The following is a 15,954-nucleotide window of genomic DNA, read 5'->3' as shown; positions in this document are numbered from 1 at the left end:
TCTAATTCTGCTGCACCGGGCCCAGATGGGCCGCATCGATCACGAATTTCGCCAGTGCGCGGCCGAGACAGGCATGAACCTTCTTGGCCAGGTCGACACCATGCGCGGTGCTGAACAGGTCAAAATATCCGGCGTCGCTCCACTGCTTCATGATCGAGAACCGGTCGAACAACGGAACGTCGTGCTGCTGCGCCACCACCTTGATATTGTCGAGATAGGGCGGTGCAGAGATCATCGTCTCCGTGCGCGGGCTGTATTGCAGATTGACCAACACCACGTCTGCCCCGGCGCCCCGCAGCGCAACAACGCCGTCGTTGATGGCGGTACGGAAGTCATCGGGATCGACCGCTCGCATAGCATCGACCGTGCCGGTCTGCCAGATAACCAAAGTAGGCTTTTTTGCTTCAACAAGCTTAACAAGGGTTCCCGCGGTCTCTTCCGCGGTGCTTTTTCCCTGTAATTCTACGGATACATCGATATTTGCCGCAGGAAACGCCTCCTTGAGCGCCGCCTGCATCGTGGCCGGATAGGCGCTCGCCTCGTTGCCCGGGATGGTCGACGAGCGGCTGCCCACCACCAGCACGTTGAGCGGCTGATTGGCCTTCACGACGTCGGTGACCTTCGGCAGCGAGCTCTCGCTCGACAGCAGATAGCCGGGCACGTCGCAGGGCGGCGCCGGTGGTGCAGGCTCGGGGCTGTCGCCGGCGCGCGCGGGCGCGGCCGCCAAAGTGGCGGCCAGCAGCAGCAGGCCCAGCATCGTCCGCGCGGACTTCATGCTCCCCCTCCCGCCAGATCGGCGTTGCCGACGGCACCTTTTTTCGAGGCGCCTTTGTCGGCGGAGTGCTTGTACCACGAAATAATCCACGCCATGCCGCACATGATGAGGATGCCGCAGACGCTGATCAAGGCGTGCAGTGCGGCACCACCCGAGACTTCGGCCAGCACGAAGTGACCGGCAAAAGCGAGGAAGACCCCGAGACAGAATATCTCAAGCGAATGCTGGCCACACAGGATCAATGGTCGCAGCCAGCGCGATTTCAAGCCCGGCCAATCCCGGGGCAGGAAGCGTACCGTGAGGGCGGCGAGCGCCAGAAAATGCGCGAACCGCAACACGTCGAGATCGGTCTTGTTGATCGGATACATCCACTGCTCGATCACCTTCGGCATGATGTGGCCGAGCTGCGGCACATACCAGGTCAGCGTCACGAAGAACGCGGCGACGAGGTAGACGATGCAGATCCACATCGTGATATTCGACGACAGGATGCGCGACATCCGCCGCGCGCCGCCGAGCGCGCACCAGGCGCCGAACACGAACAGCAATTGCCAGGCGAACGGATTGAACGCCCAGAAGCCGTTCGGATAGGCCGACAGATAGAGATCGAACTGCCAGGTCAGCGCGTAGAGCAGCACCGACAGGCCGAGCGTGACATCGGGCTTCCACTTCATCAGCCCCAGGATCAGCGGCAAGAACAGCATCAGCACGATATAGAGCGGCAGCACGTCCATGTTGACGGGGCGGAAGCGCAGCAGCAGCGCCTGCACGATGGTGACGTCGGGCTGCTTGAGGAAGTCCATGATCCCCATTTCCTCGCTGTACAGCGGGTTCTCGAACGAGGTCGCGACATAGGAGATCTCGGCGAGGAAGATCGTGAACAGGAAGACGTGCGCGACATAGATCTGCCAGACCCGGCGCAGGATGCGCGCGGTCGCGATCACGAAGCCGCCCTCCAGCATCGCGCGGCCATAGACGAAGGCCGCGGTGTAGCCGGAGATGAAGATGAAGATCTCGGTGGCGTCGGAGAAGCCGTAATTGCGGATCGTCAGCCAGGTCAGAAGATTGGTCGGCAGATGATCGATGAAGATCAGCCACAGCGCGAGCCCGCGGAACAGATCCAGCCGCAGCTCACGCTCGCCGGTCACCGGCAGCGTGATCGCGGGCGCTTTCGCCTTGACCTCGGCGTTTGCCTCGGTCTTGGCGTCAGCCACCGGCGAACCGGCTATGGGATCGGCAATCGAGCTCATCAAACACCGTGTCGGCCGCGGACGCCCGCATGCCCAGTTGAAAAGATAATATCGGTCCGCGACTTGCCGACAAAGCGCAGAGTGCGGCGACATGCGGCCGCGCTTTAGAGCGGAACTATGTTGAAAGCGCGATGAACAGCCTGTCCCCGGGACCGGGTTTTCACAGCCTGCCAGGCGATTGGTTCCGGCTGACCAATTGGCTATGATGGCGTCCTGATTGAGCGTGATCCGGTCGAAAGCGGATCACGCGCCACGACCATCGGATCGAGCTCTATGTACCGCGCCATTACCCGCCAGATCGAAGTCACTGTCGAGCCGAACTTCATGCCCGAGCGCTCGTCGGTCGACCGGCGCGAATATTTCTGGTCGTACAAGATCGTGATCGTCAATTCCGGCCCGGAAACGGTGCAGCTGCGGACGCGGCACTGGATCATCACCGACGCCACCGGCCGCCGTCAGGAGGTGCGTGGCGAGGGCGTGGTCGGCGAGCAGCCGGTGCTGGCGCCGGGCGAACGCTTCGAATACACCTCAGGCGTGCCGCTGCCGACGGCCTCCGGCTTCATGACCGGCAGCTACCAGATGGTCACCGAAGCCGGCGAGCGCTTCGAGATCGACGTGCCGACATTCTCGCTGGACAGCCCGAGCCCGGATGGGAAGAGGGTGCTCAATTAATCCCTGCCGTCATGCCACGCCACCGGATCTCGCCTTCGGCGAGCCCGATGACAGTGTTGCGCGTGGCGGGAAGCGCGCCTACTCGACGCCGGCTTCCTGCGGCGTGAACTCGTAGACCGACGAGCAGAACTCGCAGGTCACGACCACCTTGCCGTCCTTGACCATCTCGGCGCGATCGTTCGGCGCAAAGCTCTTCAGCATCGACGAGACCGCATCGCGCGAGCAGGAGCACTGCGCGCGCAGCGGTTGCGGGGTGAAGACGCGAACGCCGCGTTCGTGGAACAGCCGGTAGAGCAGCCGCTCGCCGGAGAGATCCGGATCGATCAGCTCGACGTCCTCGACGGTTGATATCAGCGACTGTCCCTCGACCCAGGCGTCATCGTCCGGCACGGAGTGCGTGACCGTGCCCTCGGGCGCATCGCCGGGATGCAGATCGGCCTGCTTGGCACGCTCGGGCGCCTTGGGCAGGAATTGCAGCAGGATGCCGCCGGCGCGCCAGTGCAGCTTGCCGCCCTCGCCGCCGCGCATCTCCTCGCCGACCGCGAGCCGCACCCGCGTCGGAATCTGCTCCGAGCGCAGGAAATATTCGTGGGCCGCCTCTTCGAGGCCGCCGCCGTCGAGCGCGACCAGTCCCTGGTAGCGGCTGGTGTTGGAGCCCTGGTCGATCGTCATCGCAAGGTGGCCCTTGCCGAGCAGCTCGCCGGACGTCTGGCCAGGCTTGAGCTGCGCCGCGTCGTAGCGCGCATAGGCGCGCAGCCGGTCGGGCGCCTGGAAATCGACGATCAGCAGCGACACCGGGCCTTCGGTCCGGGTCTGCAGGATGAAGCGGCCCTCGAACTTGACTGTCGAGCCGAGCAGCGTGGTCAGCACGATGGCCTCGCCGAGCAGCTTGCCCACCGCCGGCGGGTAGTCGTGCTTGTGCAGGATCTCGTCGAGCGCGGGGCCGAGCCGGGTCAGCCGGCCGCGCAGGTCCAGCGCGTCGACCTCGAAGGCCAGCACGGCATCGTCGACAGGAACCGAAGACGGCGCCCGAACCGGCGCCTCGGTCGTGATTTTGATGTCGGGGGATTGTGAAACCATGGCGCTCTATCTGGGGTCTCGGACCGTGAAATAAAGGGGTTCACTCAGCGAGAGATCGTCGTCCCGGCGAAGGCCGGGACCCATAACCACAGGATTTTGTCGCCGCACAAGGTGTCTCCCCTTGTGCCTTTTCCACGGGCCGCGGCGTATGGGTCCCTGCTTTCGCAGGGACGACAACGCTTACTGATTTACAACTACGCGACTTCGTTGAAGCACCAGGCCAGAATGCCCTTTTGCGCATGCAGGCGGTTTTCCGCCTCGTCGAACACCACGGATTGCGGCCCGTCGATCACCTCGTCGGTGACCTCCTCGCCGCGATGCGCGGGCAGGCAGTGCATGAACAGCGCGTCCCGTTTGGCGAGCGACATCAGCTTGGCGTTGACCTGATAAGGCTGCAGCACGTTGTGGCGGTGCTCGCCCTCCTTGTCGCCCATCGACACCCAGGTGTCGGTGACGACGCAGTCGGCGCCGCGCACCGCGGCTTCCGGGTCGGTGCCGAGCACGATCGGCGCGCCGGTCGCCTTGATCCAGTCGCGCATCGGCTTCTTCGGCGACAGCTCCGGAGGGGTCGCGACATTGAGCTGGAACTTGAAGCGCTCGGCGGCGTGCGCCCAGGAGGCCAGCACGTTGTTGTCGTCGCCGGTCCACGCCACGGTCTTGCCCGCGATCGAACCGCGATTTTCCTCGTAGGTCATGAGGTCGGCCATCACCTGGCAGGGATGCGAGCGCCGGGTCAGGCCGTTGATGACCGGCACGGTGGCGTGCGCGGCGAGCTCGAGCAGCGCGTCATGGTTGAGGATGCGGATCATGATCGCATCGACATAGCGCGACAGCACGCGCGCGGTGTCGGCGATGGTCTCGCCGCGGCCGAGCTGCATCTCGGCGCCGGTCAGCATGATGGATTCACCGCCGAGCTGGCGCATGCCGACGTCGAACGACACCCTGGTACGGGTCGAGGGACGCTCGAAGATCATCGCCAGCGTCTTGCCCTCGAGCGGCTTCCTGGCCTTCTCATGCGCCTTCAGCTTCGCCTTCATGGCGGCGCCGGCTGACAGCATGTTGCGCAGCTCGCCGAGCGGCAACTCGTTGATGTCGAGGAAGTGACGGACCGGCTTGCTCATCATCCGGCCTTCCTCGGCTGCGCCGCGGACAATGTCGCGCAGGCGCGCTCGAGCGAGGTGATCGACTGGTCGATCTCGGCCTCGGTCACGATCAACGGCGCGAGGAACCGCACCACGTTGTCGCCGGCACCGACGGTGAGCAGCTTCTCGTTGCGCAGCGCGGCGATCAGATCGCCCGACGGCACCACGGCCTTGACGCCGATCAGAAGGCCCTCGCCGCGCACCTCCGACAGCACGCCGGGATAGCGGTCGACCACGGAGGCGAGCTTCTGCTTGAGCAGCAGCGACATCTTCTGCACGTGCTCGAAGAAGCCGGGTTTGAGCATCACATCGAGCACGGCATTGGCGGCGGCGACCGCGAGCGGATTGCCGCCGAAGGTCGAGCCGTGCGAGCCCGGCGCCATGCCGGCCGCAGCCTGCGCGGTCGCCAGCACCGCGCCGATCGGGAAGCCGCCGCCGAGCGCCTTCGCCAGCGACATCACGTCGGGCGTCACACCGGTGCGCTCGTAGGCGAACAGCTCGCCGGTGCGGCCCATGCCGGTCTGCACCTCGTCGAATGCCAGCAGCAGGCCATGCTCGTCGCACAGGGCGCGCAATGCCTTGAAGAACGCCTGCGGCGCGCCGCGCACGCCGCCCTCGCCCTGCACCGGCTCGATCAGGATGCCGGCGGTGTGCGGGCCGATCGCCTTCTTCACCGCCTCGATGTCGCCATGCGGCACCTGGTCGAAGCCGTCCATCGGCGGGCCGAAGCCCTCGAGATATTTCGCCGAGCCGGTCGCAGCCAGCGTGCCGAGCGTACGGCCATGGAAGGCGCCTTCGAAGGTGATGATGCGGTAGCGCTCGGGATGTCCCTTGGAGAAGTGATAGTGGCGGACCAGCTTGATCACGCCCTCCATCGCCTCGGCGCCGGAATTGCAGAAGAACACGAAGTCGGCAAAGCTCTGCTCGCACAGCCGCGCGGCGAGCACCTCGCCGTCCGGGCTCTTGAACAGGTTCGACATGTGCCAGAGTTTGGTCGCCTGTTCCTGCAGCGCCTTGACCAGATGCGGATGCGCGTGCCCGAGCGCGTTCACCGCAACCCCCGAGGTGAAATCGAGATAGCGGTCGCCGTTGGTTGCGATCAGCCAGGCGCCCTCACCGCGCTCGAAGCCGAGATCGACCTGGCGAAGACGGGGAGCAGATGCGACGAGGCGTTGGTCATGGCGTTCACTGCCGGTTTGAGGCCGACAATTGCCGCGCGCCTTGACGCCAGCGCAGCAACGGCCAGCTTCGGAAAACAAAACGGCCGCCTTTGCGGGCGGCACGTGGGCAACATTCTATGCTGCGGGGGGACCGTGTCAATCGCCAGGAGCCGCCCTTTTGGCGGCCTTTCTGCAATGCGCAGCGAGCGCAATCCGGAGCATTCCGGTGCGGTGGAAAAGCCTCATTACAATGCTTAACTGTGTGGGAACATGTGGACGCACGGCCGCGGACTCTTGCGCCAGAGTCACGCCATATTGTAGCGTTTGGCCTGTCGGGTACGACATCTCGTGCGGCAGTACTGGACCCTCTAAGTAGCCTTTGTGTCTCGCGTAAACGTTCGGGCGCAACACCGTGCCCGGCGAGGGCTAAGGGATTCTGGCCGCAGGGATATTTGTCCAGATTTGGCTCGCAGCGCCGCTCCAATGACTGGCCGGCGCCATGCGAAAGGAAGAATGCGATGACGGTATTGACCTGGTCCGACGATCGCGTCGAGCAGCTGAAGAAGCTCTGGGAGTCTGGCCTTTCGGCCAGCCAGATCGCAGCGGAACTTGGCAATGTGACGCGAAACGCCGTGATCGGCAAAGTGCATCGGCTCGGCCTCTCCGGCCGCGCCAAGGCACCTTCGACGGCGGCGCCGCGGCAGCGCAAGGCGCGCCCCGCTCAGCACATGATGCGGGTGGCGCGCCCGGTCTCGCGCGGCAACACCGCGCTGGCGCACGCCTTCGAGGTCGAGATGGAGCCCGATCCGATCTCCTACGACAACGTGGTGCCGATGAGCCAGCGGCTGTCGCTGCTCGAGCTCAACGAGGCCACCTGCCACTGGCCGGTCGGCGATCCCTCGAGCCCGGAATTCTTCTTCTGCGGCGGCAAGGCGCTCGCCGGCCTGCCCTATTGCGCGCATCACTCGCGCGTCGCCTACCAGCCCGCCGCCGATCGCCGCCGGCCGTCGGCGAAGCCGCAGATCAAGTAAGCACTCGGGAACCAGCCTGGACTGCAAAACAAATCCCCGCGCAAGCGGGGATTTTTTTGTGCCGAGTAGCTCCTCATGGAGCCAACAGGGCGACGTCTACATCACCGGCGTCGTCCCGGCCTAGTGCGCAATTGCGCACGGGAGCCGGGACCACGCGTGTTGTGGCTTGAGATTGCCCCGTGGCCGTTACGGCTGCGGCTCGGCCTTTGCGAAGCGGTCTCGAGCGCATAGCCGGCGCCGCGCACGGTGCGGATCGGGTCCTGCTCACGGCCCGGATTGAGCAGCTTGCGCAGGCGGCCGATATGCACGTCGACGGTGCGCTCATCGATGTAGATGTCGCGGCCCCAGACGCTGTCGAGCAGCTGCTCGCGGCTGAACACGCGGCCGGGATGCTCGAGGAAGAATTCGAGCAGGCGATATTCAGTCGGGCCGAGATCGATCGGACGGCCCGAGCGCGCCACGCGGCGCTTCTCGCGGTCGAGCTCGATGTCGCCATAGGTCAACACGGTCGCAAGCCGTTCCGGGCTCGCGCGGCGCAGCAGGCCCTTCACACGGGCCAGCAGCTCCGGCACCGAGAACGGCTTGACGATGTAGTCGTCGGCGCCGGTGGCCAGCCCGCGCACGCGCTCGCTCTCCTCGCCGCGTGCGGTCAGCATGATGATCGGAAGCTGCTTGGTCTCGGGCCGCGCCCGCAAGCGACGGCACAGCTCGATGCCGGACAGGCCCGGCAGCATCCAATCGAGCACCACGAGGTCGGGAACGCGCTCCTTCAGGCGGGTGTCGGCATCGTCGCCGCGCCCCACTGTTTCGACATCGTAGCCTTCCGCATCGAGGTTATAGCGCAACAGCGTCGTCAGCGCTTCCTCGTCTTCGACTACCAGAATGCGTGCGCTCATCGGTCTAAGTTCTTTCTGTGTGGTGATCCGTTGCCCTGACGCAAACCGAAACGCCGTCGACTACGTGTTACCCGGCACCGTGGTGGCAAAGTTGGTCATGTCGCCCTTCGGGCGCTTGTCGGTGATCTGCTGACCTTCGATCATGTAGAACACCGTCTCTGCGATGTTGGTGGCGTGATCGCCGATCCGCTCGATGTTCTTGGCGCAGAACATCAGATGGATGCAGAACGAGATGTTGCGCGGATCTTCCATCATGTAGGTGAGCAGCTCGCGGAACAGCGAGGTGCAGATCGCGTCGACCTCCTCGTCGCCCTTCCAGACGTTCATCGCCGCCGGCAGATCGTGCGCGGCATAGGCGTCGAGCACCGACTTGACCTGCGACAGCACGAGGTCGGTCATGTGCTCGAGGCCGCGGATCAGCTTCAGCGGCTGAAAATCGCTTTCCAGCGCCGCGACGCGCTTGCCCATGTTCTTGGCGAGATCGCCGATCCGCTCGAGGTCGGTGGCGACGCGCATCGCGCTGACGATTTCGCGCAGGTCGATCGCCATCGGCTGGCGGCGGGCGATCGTCAGCACAGCGCGCTCTTCGATGACGCGCTGCAAATTGTCGATCTCAATGTCGGCGGCGACCACGCGCTTGCCGAGCGCGACGTCGCGGCGGATCAGCGCGTCGACCGACTCGGTAATCATCCGCTCGACGAGGCCGCCCATCTCGGCGACCAGGCGGGTCAACTCCTGCAGGTCGCTGTCGAATGCCTTGGCGGTATGTTCAGAAGCCATCGCTTGTCTCCCCTCAATCATGATCCCGGGGATCATGATTTCGTGTCCTGAATTTTAGCATGATCCGATCGGAAACCGGTCTCCACTTTTCCGGATCATGCGCCGGTCAACCGAACCGGCCGGTGATGTAGTCCTGGGTGCGTCGATCGCTCGGCGAAGTGAAGATCTTGTTGGTGTCGTCGAACTCGATCAGCTCGCCGAGATACATGAAGGCGGTCTTGTCGGAGACGCGCGCCGCCTGCTGCATGTTGTGGGTGACGATCGCGATCGTGTAGTCCTCGGAGAGCTCCTGGATCAGCTCCTCGACCTTGGCGGTCGAGATCGGATCGAGCGCCGAGCAGGGCTCGTCGAACAGGATCACCTCGGGGCGTACCGCGACGGTGCGCGCAATGCACAGCCGCTGCTGCTGCCCGCCGGAGAGCGACAGGCCGGAGGCGTTCAGCTTGTCCTTGACCTCGTTCCACAGCGCACCGCCGCGCAGCGCCTTCTCGACCCGGTCGTCCATCTCGGACTTCGAGATCTTCTCATAGAGGCGGATGCCGAAGGCGATGTTCTCGTAGATCGTCATCGGGAACGGCGTCGGCTTCTGGAACACCATGCCGACCCGCGCGCGCAGCAGATTGAGGTCGAGCTTGGGATCGAGGATGTTGGTCTGGTCCAGCATCAGCTGGCCGGTGGCGCGCTGTCCCGGATAAAGGTCATACATCCGGTTGAAGATGCGCAGCAGGGTCGACTTGCCGCAGCCGGACGGGCCGATGAACGCCGTGACGCGGTTGGTGCCCAGCGTCAGGTTGATGTTCTTCAGCGCGTGGTGCTCGCCGTAATAGAAGTTAAGGTTGCGCACCGTGACTTTCGGCGGCGCTTCCGGAAGCGGAACCTGGGGAACGTGGCCCGCGGCAGTCGTGGAGACGGAAAGCTCGGTCATTTTGCGGCCCTTTCGGCACCAAGGATACGCGCGCCGATATTCAGCGCGAGCACGGTGAATGTGATCAGCAGGGCGCCGCTCCACGCCAGCTCTTTCCAGTAGGCGTAGGGGCTCTGCACGAAGTTGTTGATGGTCACCGGCAGGTTGGCCATCGTCTTGGTCAGATCCAGGCTGAAGAACTGGTTCGACAGCGCGGTGAACAGCAGCGGCGCGGTTTCGCCGGCGACGCGCGCGGTCGCCAGCAGCACGCCGGTGATCAGACCCGACCTGGCCGCACGATAAGCGATCCGCTTGATCACCAGCGAACGCGGCAGGCCGAGCGCAGAGGCCGCCTCGCGCAGCGGATTGGGCACCAGCAGCAGCATGTCCTCGGTGGTGCGCAGCACGACCGGGATCACGATCACGGCGAGCGCAAGCGCGCCGGCGATTGCCGAGAAGCCGCGCATCGGCACCACCACCGCGCCATAGATGAACAGGCCGATGATGATCGATGGCGCGCTGAGCAGAATGTCGTTGATGAAGCGGATCACCGAGGTGAGCCTGTCGTGTCTGCCGTACTCGGCGAGGTAGGTGCCGGCGAACAGGCCGAGCGGCGCGCCGATGCCGACGCCGATCACGGTCATGATGACCGAACCGACGATGGCGTTGAGCAGGCCGCCATCGGTGGAGCCCGGCGGCGGCGTGTTCTGGGTGAACAGCTGTACGCTGAGGCCGGCAAGGCCGTTGTAGAGCAGCGTGATCAGGATCAGCGCCAGCCAGGTGACGCCGAACAGCGCCGCGCCGACGCAGAGCGTGCGGATGACGATGTCGCTGCGGCGGCGGGATTTGTAGATCGGGTTCATGGCGTTACTTCCCCGCCTTCTTTTCAAGCCGCATCAGCATCAGCCGCGCGCCGGCGAGCACGAAGAAGGTCAGCACGAACAGCAGGAGGCCGAGCAGGATCAGGCCGGACTGGTGCAGACCGTCGCTCTCGGCGAATTCGCTGGCGATCGCCGCGGAGATCGTGGTGCCCGGCGCGAAGATCGACGACGAGATGCGGAACGAGTTGCCGATGATGAAGGTCACCGCCATCGTCTCGCCGAGGGCGCGGCCGAGCGCCAGCATGACGCCGCCGATCACGCCGACGCGGGTGTAGGGGATCACCACGCTGCGGACGACTTCCCAGGTGGTGCAGCCCATGCCGTAGGCGGCCTCCTTCAGCACGGGCGGCACGGTCTTGAACACGTCGACCGAGATCGCGGTGATGAAGGGCAGCACCATGATGGCGAGGATCAGGGCCGCGTTGAACAGGCTGAGATAGGACGGCGGGCCCGCGAACACCGCGCCCAGCACCGGAACGCCCTCGAAGATCCTGATCATGAAGGGCTGGAACGTGTTGGCCAGGAACGGGCCGAGCACGAAGAAGCCCCACATGCCGTAGATGATCGAGGGGATGCCGGCCAGCAGCTCGATGGCGATGCCGATCGGGCGGCGCAGCACTTGCGGGCACAGCTCGGTAAGGAACACCGCGATGCCGATGCCGACCGGAATGGCGATCAGCATCGCGATGATCGAGGTGATCAGCGTGCCGTAGATCGGACCGAGCGCGCCGAGCACCGGCGGATCGGCGGAGGGCGCCCAGCGCTGCGTCCAGAGGAAGGCGAAGCCGTATTCCTTCATCGCCGGCCAGGCGCCGACGATCAGCGACAGGATGATGCCGCCGAGGATCAACAGAACCGAGATCGCGGAGACGCGGGTGATCCAATAGAAGGTGAGATCACCCAGCTTGAAGGCGCTGAGGGCCTTGGCGCGATCGTAAGGTCCCGCGGCTTCCATCACATCGCTCTGAACAGCCATGTCTGCCACGCCTATCCCCTCTTTTTTATTTGAAACCTGCACAAACCGCCACGCCCCGAAGCGATCTTCACTGACGCATTTGGCCGGGCGTCGTTCCGGCTTGCGCCTCCCGGGGCGCGAACCCCGGGCCCACCCGCGCTTGTTGCCGCGGTGAAGGAGCCCGGGTCTTGACCGCTCAACCTGTGCCGCCCCTGGGAGGCGGCACAGGCCTTCAAAGCGTCGGACTTAGCTCTTGATGTCCGAGGACCAGGTCTTCTCGATCAGCTTGACGACCGAGTCCGGCATCGGGATGTAGTCGAGCTCTTCGGCCGCCTTGTCACCCTTCTCGAAGGCGTACTTGAAGAACTTGAGCGCTTCCTGCGAGGCCGCCTTGTCGGTCGAGTCCTTGTGCATCAGGATGAAGGTCGCCGCGGTGATCGGCCAGGAGGCATCGCCCGGCTGGTCGGTCAGGATCACGTAGTAGCCGGGAGCCTTGGCCCAGTCGGCGTTCGCCGCGGCGGCCTGGAAGGCGGCCATGGTCGGCTGCACGGTTTTGCCGCCCTTGTTGACCATGCCGGCGTAGGTCAGCTTGTTCTGCTTGGCATAGGCATACTCGACATAGCCGATCGCGTTCTTGGTCTGGCTGATGTTGCCGGACACGCCCTCATTGCCCTTGGCGCCGACGCCGGTCGGCCACTCGACCGCGGTGCCCTCGCCCACCTTGCTCTTCCAGTCGGCGCTGACTTTCGAGAGGTAGTTGGTGAAGTTGAAGGTGGTGCCCGAACCGTCCGAGCGGCGAACGACGGCGATCGCGGCCGAGGGCAGGTTGACCTTCGGGTTGAGCTTCTTGATCGCGGGATCGTCCCACTTGGTGATCTTGCCGAGGTAGATGGCGGCGAGCGTCTCGCCGTCGAACACCATCTCGCCGGGCTTCACGCCGTCAATGTTCACCACCGGAACGATCGCACCCATGACCATCGGCCACTGGACGAGGCCGTCCTTCTCGAGCTGCTCGACCTTGAGCGGCATGTCGCTCGCGCCGAAAGTGACGGTCTTGGCCTGGATCTGCTTGATGCCGCCGCCAGAGCCGATCGACTGATAGTTCAGGCCGTTGCCGGTGTCCTTCTTGTAGGCGTCAGCCCATTTGGAATAGATCGGGAACGGAAACGTCGCGCCCGCGCCGGTAATATCGGCAGCGAAGGCCGACGTCGAAGCGGCGACCATGCCGGCAGCGACGATTGCTTTAATGAAATTCATGGGGTGGTCTCCATCTTGTGAGCGAAGCGCCGAATGCGCCCGATCGCGCTCACGCCGGTCCATCTAGGAGCGGTCGGTGCTGCTTTTACGAAGGTTGGATGACAGTTGGATGACAGAGCTAAGCGGCTGAAAATGCTTAGCTTTGGGTCGGAAGCGGGGTCTTCGGCCGGGGAAAACAGGCGGTAAAAGTCGCGCCATTGTTCGGCACGCTCTCGATCAAAAGACGCCCGCGATGACGATTAAGAATATGTTTCACCAGCGATAATCCGAGGCCCGTTCCGCCCTGGTTGCGGCTGTCGCCGACGTCCACCCGGTAGAACCGCTCGGTCAGCCGCGGCAGGTGCTCCGGGGCAATGCCGGGGCCGAAATCCCGTACCATGACACGGATTTCGGGGCTCCCCTCGCCCGATGCGCCCGGAACGGTCTGATTGAGCGACACTATGACGCGGCCGCCCGAGGCGCCGTATTTGAGCGCGTTCTCGATCAGGTTCTCGAACAGGCGGAGCAGTTCCTCGCGGTCGCCGGCGATCGTGACCGGGGCCTGCGGCAGGTCGACGTCGATCTCGACCTGGCGCTCGCTGGCCAGTGCCTCGAGCCCGTCGGCGACCTGGCGGATGATCGGCACGATATCGATCGAGGCCTCGGGCCGTACATGGGCCGACAGCTCGACCCGCGACAGCGACAAGAGGTCGTCGATCAGCCGCGCCATGCGGGTGGCCTGGGTGTGCATGATGCCGAGGAAGCGCTCGCGCGCCCGGGCATCCTCGCGCGCCGGCCCCTGCAAGGTGTCGATGAAGCCGGACAGCGCGGCGAGCGGCGTGCGCAGCTCGTGGCTGGCATTGGCGACGAAGTCGGCGCGCATCTCCTCGACCCGGCGCAGCGGCGTCAGGTCGTGGAAGGTCATCAGCATGCACTTCTCGGTGCCGCCGAACTGGGTCGGCACCGGCACCGGCGTGATCACCAATTCCATCCAGCGATCGACCGGGACGTGGTCGGTGTAGGTGGCGCGGCGCGGCTCGGTGGTCGCGATCGCCTCGCGCAGCGCGGTGATGATCTCAGGCGAACGCAGGGCAAATTGCGCCAATTCGTTCTTGCGCAGCGCCGGCGCGAGCTGGGCCGCGGCGGCATTGAGATGGATGACGCGACCGGCGCGATCGAGCAGCACGGCGGGATCCGGCATGCCCGCGACGACGGCGCTGACGGCCGCGGCCTCCACCGGATTGACGCCGCGGACATCCTCGCGCGAGGTCCCGGCATCATGCAGGCGCCACGGCACCAGCGCGGCGGCCGCGATGCAGACAAACACCGCGCAGGCGCGCACCAGCGACAATTCGCCGAGCGCGACCACCACGCTGAGCGCCAGCGCTGCGGCAAGCAGGATCAGCGCGGAATGGCGCAGGCGGTCGGGCCAGGGCGAGAAAATGGACTGCGGGGTATCGTCAATTGCCATCGCGGCGGCTTTCTTCCCGTCGGTTCGTGTCTCGCCCAGACGCGGTCAGATCGACCGTCCCTCGGGAGGCATCGGGCCGCATCGTCAGACCCCGGAATCACCGCGCTTGCGGACCAGAACCGCCTCATGATGCGGCTCAGCGCGGGGACCCGAATCAGTCTGCGGCAGCCGTTTGAGTCGGGCGCCGACGATAACCTCCCGAAACGTCAGCAAGATTACAGATATGACGAATGGCGCAATATAGTAGAGCAGCCGGAACAGCAGCATGCCGCCGAGCAGGTCCTCGCGGTCCATCTGCCAGAGGCCGACCAGCATGGCGGCGTCGAACACCCCGAGCCCGCCGGGGGAGTGGCTGGCAAAGCCGAGCAGGGTCGCCGACACGAAGATGACCGCAACCACGACGAAGCCGAGATTGGGCTCGTCCGGCACCAGCACGTACATCGCCAGCGCGCAGAAGCCGAGGTCGACGATACCGATCGCGATCTGCAGCAGCGTCAGCGGGCCGCCCGGCAGGGTCACCGTCCAGGGCCCGCGGCCGACCACCCGCGGCTGGGTCCAGACCCAGACCACATAGGCGACCAGCGCGATGATGATGCCGAACGCCAGCGTGCGGTTGAGCCAGGGCGGCAGCTGGTCGATGTTGGCCGCGGCCTCCGGGTGGTAGGCGATGCCGAGCCCGAGCACCGCGGCGTTGCCGAGCCAGAAGGTCAGGCCGGCGAGAAAGCAGATCTTGGCGACGTCGATCGCGTTCAAGCCCCAGGCCGAATAGATCCGATAGCGCACCGCGCCGCCGGTGAAGACGCTGGCGCCGACATTGTGGCCGATCGAATAGGAAGTGAATGCCGCGAGCGCATTGATGCGATAGGGCACGTGGGCGTGGCCGATCGCGCGCACCGCGAACAGATCGTAGAAGGTCAGCGTGAAATAGCCGGCTGCGACGAATAGTCCCGCCAGCATGATCTGCCGCGGCTCGGTGCTCTTGATGGCCTCGAGCACCTCGTTGGTGTCGATGCCGCGCAGCATGTGATAAAGGACGTAGCAGGCGATGCCGATGACGGCGATGCTGATGACAACACCCAGCCGATGCAGGAGTTGCTTCTGGCGTAGAAACGCCATCGCCCTGCGTATTGCTTCCAGCATCTAGACCTCGAGTTGCGATCCCGCGACGACGGCTCCCGGGCGATCTACGCCGGCGCTTCGCTGTGCCCTGCCCCGTGTAGCGCGTTTTAGGCCGGAGTGGAATTCGTCAAACGACAATAAAACGCGCATCTTCAAGATATTAGGGATGATTCATGACAGCGGGTGCACAAATATGCGCGTTTCTCGCCACCTTCGACAAGGCTTGATGTCGACGTGCGGCAGTTAGCCCGGCGAAAGGCACGCAACACCATCCGGGAAACTACGGGGGACTGATGCGCCGCGCGGCATCCTGCCAACGAAAATTGCCGCCGCAATGATCATTGCGGCGGCAACGATCCAGGTCCGCGGTCGTTATGCCCGCGCGGTAGCCACTGCGGCGACGATTTCCTCGGCATCGGGGAAATGTCCCTTCACGCGCCTGGCGATCACTTTGCCGTCAAGCTTGACCTCGAAGACGCCACCCTTGCCGGGCACCAGTTCGGCATCGAGGCCAAGGCGTTCGTGCAGCAGCGTGGCCGCGGCCCTGGCGCGCTTCTCGTAGCCGCAGGGACGGCAATAGGTGATCGAGAGATCGGTCATGG

At 64.8% G+C, this 15,954-nt stretch carries 14 protein-coding genes and 2 pseudogenes; 2 read left to right on the top strand and 14 right to left on the bottom strand.

Features of this window, described 5'->3' with window-relative positions:
- Position 1: 1 nt before the first annotated feature.
- Both ALC15_RS27945 and ALC15_RS27940 read right to left on the bottom strand, forming a co-directional pair.
- On the bottom strand, positions 2–775 hold the full coding sequence (locus ALC15_RS27945; protein WP_050630060.1) for an SGNH/GDSL hydrolase family protein: 774 nt from the start codon (positions 773–775) through the stop codon (positions 2–4).
- The gene (locus tag ALC15_RS27940; RefSeq protein WP_050630103.1) at positions 772–2,025 is read right to left on the bottom strand and encodes an OpgC domain-containing protein; all 1,254 of its coding nucleotides are present in this window, start codon (positions 2,023–2,025) and stop codon (positions 772–774) included. The genes ALC15_RS27945 and ALC15_RS27940 overlap by 4 nt, the downstream gene beginning before the upstream one ends.
- A gap of 273 nt (positions 2,026–2,298) precedes the next feature.
- Between ALC15_RS27940 and apaG the strand changes: the two genes are divergently transcribed.
- Positions 2,299–2,697 (top strand): Co2+/Mg2+ efflux protein ApaG, encoded by a 399-nt coding sequence (apaG, locus tag ALC15_RS27935; RefSeq protein WP_050630059.1) that lies wholly within the window; start codon positions 2,299–2,301, stop codon positions 2,695–2,697.
- Positions 2,698–2,775: 78 nt separating this feature from the next.
- Here the strand turns inward: apaG and ALC15_RS27930 are convergent, their stop codons facing one another.
- The 3 genes and pseudogenes from ALC15_RS27930 to ALC15_RS27920 form a co-directional block, all read right to left on the bottom strand.
- On the bottom strand, positions 2,776–3,777 hold the full coding sequence (locus ALC15_RS27930; RefSeq protein WP_050630058.1) for an Hsp33 family molecular chaperone: 1,002 nt from the start codon (positions 3,775–3,777) through the stop codon (positions 2,776–2,778).
- 194 nt (positions 3,778–3,971) lie between these two features.
- Positions 3,972–4,898 carry an ornithine carbamoyltransferase gene (gene argF / locus ALC15_RS27925; RefSeq protein ID WP_050630102.1) on the bottom strand — a complete coding sequence of 309 codons (927 nt, stop codon included), beginning with the start codon at positions 4,896–4,898 and terminating at the stop codon, positions 3,972–3,974.
- Positions 4,898–6,099: pseudogene (locus ALC15_RS27920) on the bottom strand (acetylornithine transaminase). The gene argF and the pseudogene ALC15_RS27920 overlap by 1 nt, the downstream one beginning before the upstream one ends.
- 498 nt (positions 6,100–6,597) lie before the next feature.
- On the opposite strand from ALC15_RS27920, the gene ALC15_RS27915 reads away from it, so the two are divergent.
- A complete protein-coding gene (locus ALC15_RS27915; RefSeq protein ID WP_018269585.1) occupies positions 6,598–7,110 on the top strand; it encodes a GcrA family cell cycle regulator in 513 nt (170 codons plus the stop codon).
- A gap of 186 nt (positions 7,111–7,296) precedes the next feature.
- On the opposite strand, the pseudogene phoB reads toward ALC15_RS27915, so the two are convergent.
- The 9 genes and pseudogenes from phoB to ALC15_RS27870 all read right to left on the bottom strand — a co-directional run bounded on the left by phoB (position 7,297) and on the right by ALC15_RS27870 (position 15,952).
- Positions 7,297–8,006, bottom strand: a pseudogene (gene phoB, locus ALC15_RS27910) (phosphate regulon transcriptional regulator PhoB).
- 60 nt (positions 8,007–8,066) lie between these two features.
- Positions 8,067–8,786, bottom strand: coding sequence for a phosphate signaling complex protein PhoU (gene phoU, locus ALC15_RS27905; RefSeq protein ID WP_021076558.1), 720 nt, complete (start codon positions 8,784–8,786; stop codon positions 8,067–8,069).
- 106 nt (positions 8,787–8,892) lie between these two features.
- The gene (gene pstB, locus ALC15_RS27900; RefSeq protein WP_050630057.1) at positions 8,893–9,711 is read right to left on the bottom strand and encodes a phosphate ABC transporter ATP-binding protein PstB; all 819 of its coding nucleotides are present in this window, start codon (positions 9,709–9,711) and stop codon (positions 8,893–8,895) included.
- The gene (gene pstA, locus ALC15_RS27895; protein WP_050630056.1) at positions 9,708–10,553 is read right to left on the bottom strand and encodes a phosphate ABC transporter permease PstA; all 846 of its coding nucleotides are present in this window, start codon (positions 10,551–10,553) and stop codon (positions 9,708–9,710) included. Before pstA ends, pstB begins: the two co-directional genes overlap by 4 nt.
- A 4-nt stretch (positions 10,554–10,557) precedes the next feature.
- On the bottom strand, positions 10,558–11,547 hold the full coding sequence (gene pstC / locus ALC15_RS27890) for a phosphate ABC transporter permease subunit PstC (RefSeq protein WP_050630055.1): 990 nt from the start codon (positions 11,545–11,547) through the stop codon (positions 10,558–10,560).
- A gap of 225 nt (positions 11,548–11,772) precedes the next feature.
- Positions 11,773–12,783 (bottom strand): phosphate ABC transporter substrate-binding protein PstS, encoded by a 1,011-nt coding sequence (gene pstS / locus ALC15_RS27885; RefSeq protein ID WP_050630054.1) that lies wholly within the window; start codon positions 12,781–12,783, stop codon positions 11,773–11,775.
- Positions 12,784–12,919: 136 nt separating this feature from the next.
- The gene (locus tag ALC15_RS27880; RefSeq protein WP_050630053.1) at positions 12,920–14,233 is read right to left on the bottom strand and encodes a sensor histidine kinase; all 1,314 of its coding nucleotides are present in this window, start codon (positions 14,231–14,233) and stop codon (positions 12,920–12,922) included.
- 84 nt (positions 14,234–14,317) lie between these two features.
- On the bottom strand, positions 14,318–15,373 hold the full coding sequence (locus ALC15_RS27875) for a putative bifunctional lysylphosphatidylglycerol flippase/synthetase (protein WP_050424197.1): 1,056 nt from the start codon (positions 15,371–15,373) through the stop codon (positions 14,318–14,320).
- A gap of 351 nt (positions 15,374–15,724) precedes the next feature.
- On the bottom strand, positions 15,725–15,952 hold the full coding sequence (locus ALC15_RS27870) for a SelT/SelW/SelH family protein (protein WP_050630101.1): 228 nt from the start codon (positions 15,950–15,952) through the stop codon (positions 15,725–15,727).
- Between the last annotated feature and the right edge of the window lie 2 nt (positions 15,953–15,954).

Source organism: Bradyrhizobium viridifuturi (genome assembly GCF_001238275.1).
Classification (GTDB): domain Bacteria; phylum Pseudomonadota; class Alphaproteobacteria; order Rhizobiales; family Xanthobacteraceae; genus Bradyrhizobium; species Bradyrhizobium viridifuturi.
This window is presented reverse-complemented; position numbering and strand designations above follow the sequence as displayed.

Excerpts from the sequence above, each read along its gene's own strand:
- ALC15_RS27880 (WP_050630053.1), bottom strand. The coding sequence starts at position 14,233 with ATGGCAATTGACGATACCCCGCAGTCCATTTTCTCGCCCTGGCCCGAC.
- pstS (WP_050630054.1), bottom strand. The coding sequence starts at position 12,783 with ATGAATTTCATTAAAGCAATCGTCGCTGCCGGCATGGTCGCCGCTTCG.
- pstB (WP_050630057.1), bottom strand. The coding sequence starts at position 9,711 with ATGACCGAGCTTTCCGTCTCCACGACTGCCGCGGGCCACGTTCCCCAG.
- ALC15_RS27940 (WP_050630103.1), bottom strand. The coding sequence starts at position 2,025 with ATGAGCTCGATTGCCGATCCCATAGCCGGTTCGCCGGTGGCTGACGCC.
- ALC15_RS27930 (WP_050630058.1), bottom strand. The coding sequence starts at position 3,777 with ATGGTTTCACAATCCCCCGACATCAAAATCACGACCGAGGCGCCGGTT.
- ALC15_RS27915 (WP_018269585.1), top strand. The coding sequence starts at position 6,598 with ATGACGGTATTGACCTGGTCCGACGATCGCGTCGAGCAGCTGAAGAAG.
- ALC15_RS27875 (WP_050424197.1), bottom strand. The coding sequence starts at position 15,373 with ATGCTGGAAGCAATACGCAGGGCGATGGCGTTTCTACGCCAGAAGCAA.
- ALC15_RS27945 (WP_050630060.1), bottom strand. The coding sequence starts at position 775 with ATGAAGTCCGCGCGGACGATGCTGGGCCTGCTGCTGCTGGCCGCCACT.
- apaG (WP_050630059.1), top strand. The coding sequence starts at position 2,299 with ATGTACCGCGCCATTACCCGCCAGATCGAAGTCACTGTCGAGCCGAAC.
- phoU (WP_021076558.1), bottom strand. The coding sequence starts at position 8,786 with ATGGCTTCTGAACATACCGCCAAGGCATTCGACAGCGACCTGCAGGAG.
- ALC15_RS27870 (WP_050630101.1), bottom strand. The coding sequence starts at position 15,952 with ATGACCGATCTCTCGATCACCTATTGCCGTCCCTGCGGCTACGAGAAG.
- pstC (WP_050630055.1), bottom strand. The coding sequence starts at position 11,547 with ATGGCTGTTCAGAGCGATGTGATGGAAGCCGCGGGACCTTACGATCGC.
- pstA (WP_050630056.1), bottom strand. The coding sequence starts at position 10,553 with ATGAACCCGATCTACAAATCCCGCCGCCGCAGCGACATCGTCATCCGC.
- argF (WP_050630102.1), bottom strand. The coding sequence starts at position 4,898 with ATGAGCAAGCCGGTCCGTCACTTCCTCGACATCAACGAGTTGCCGCTC.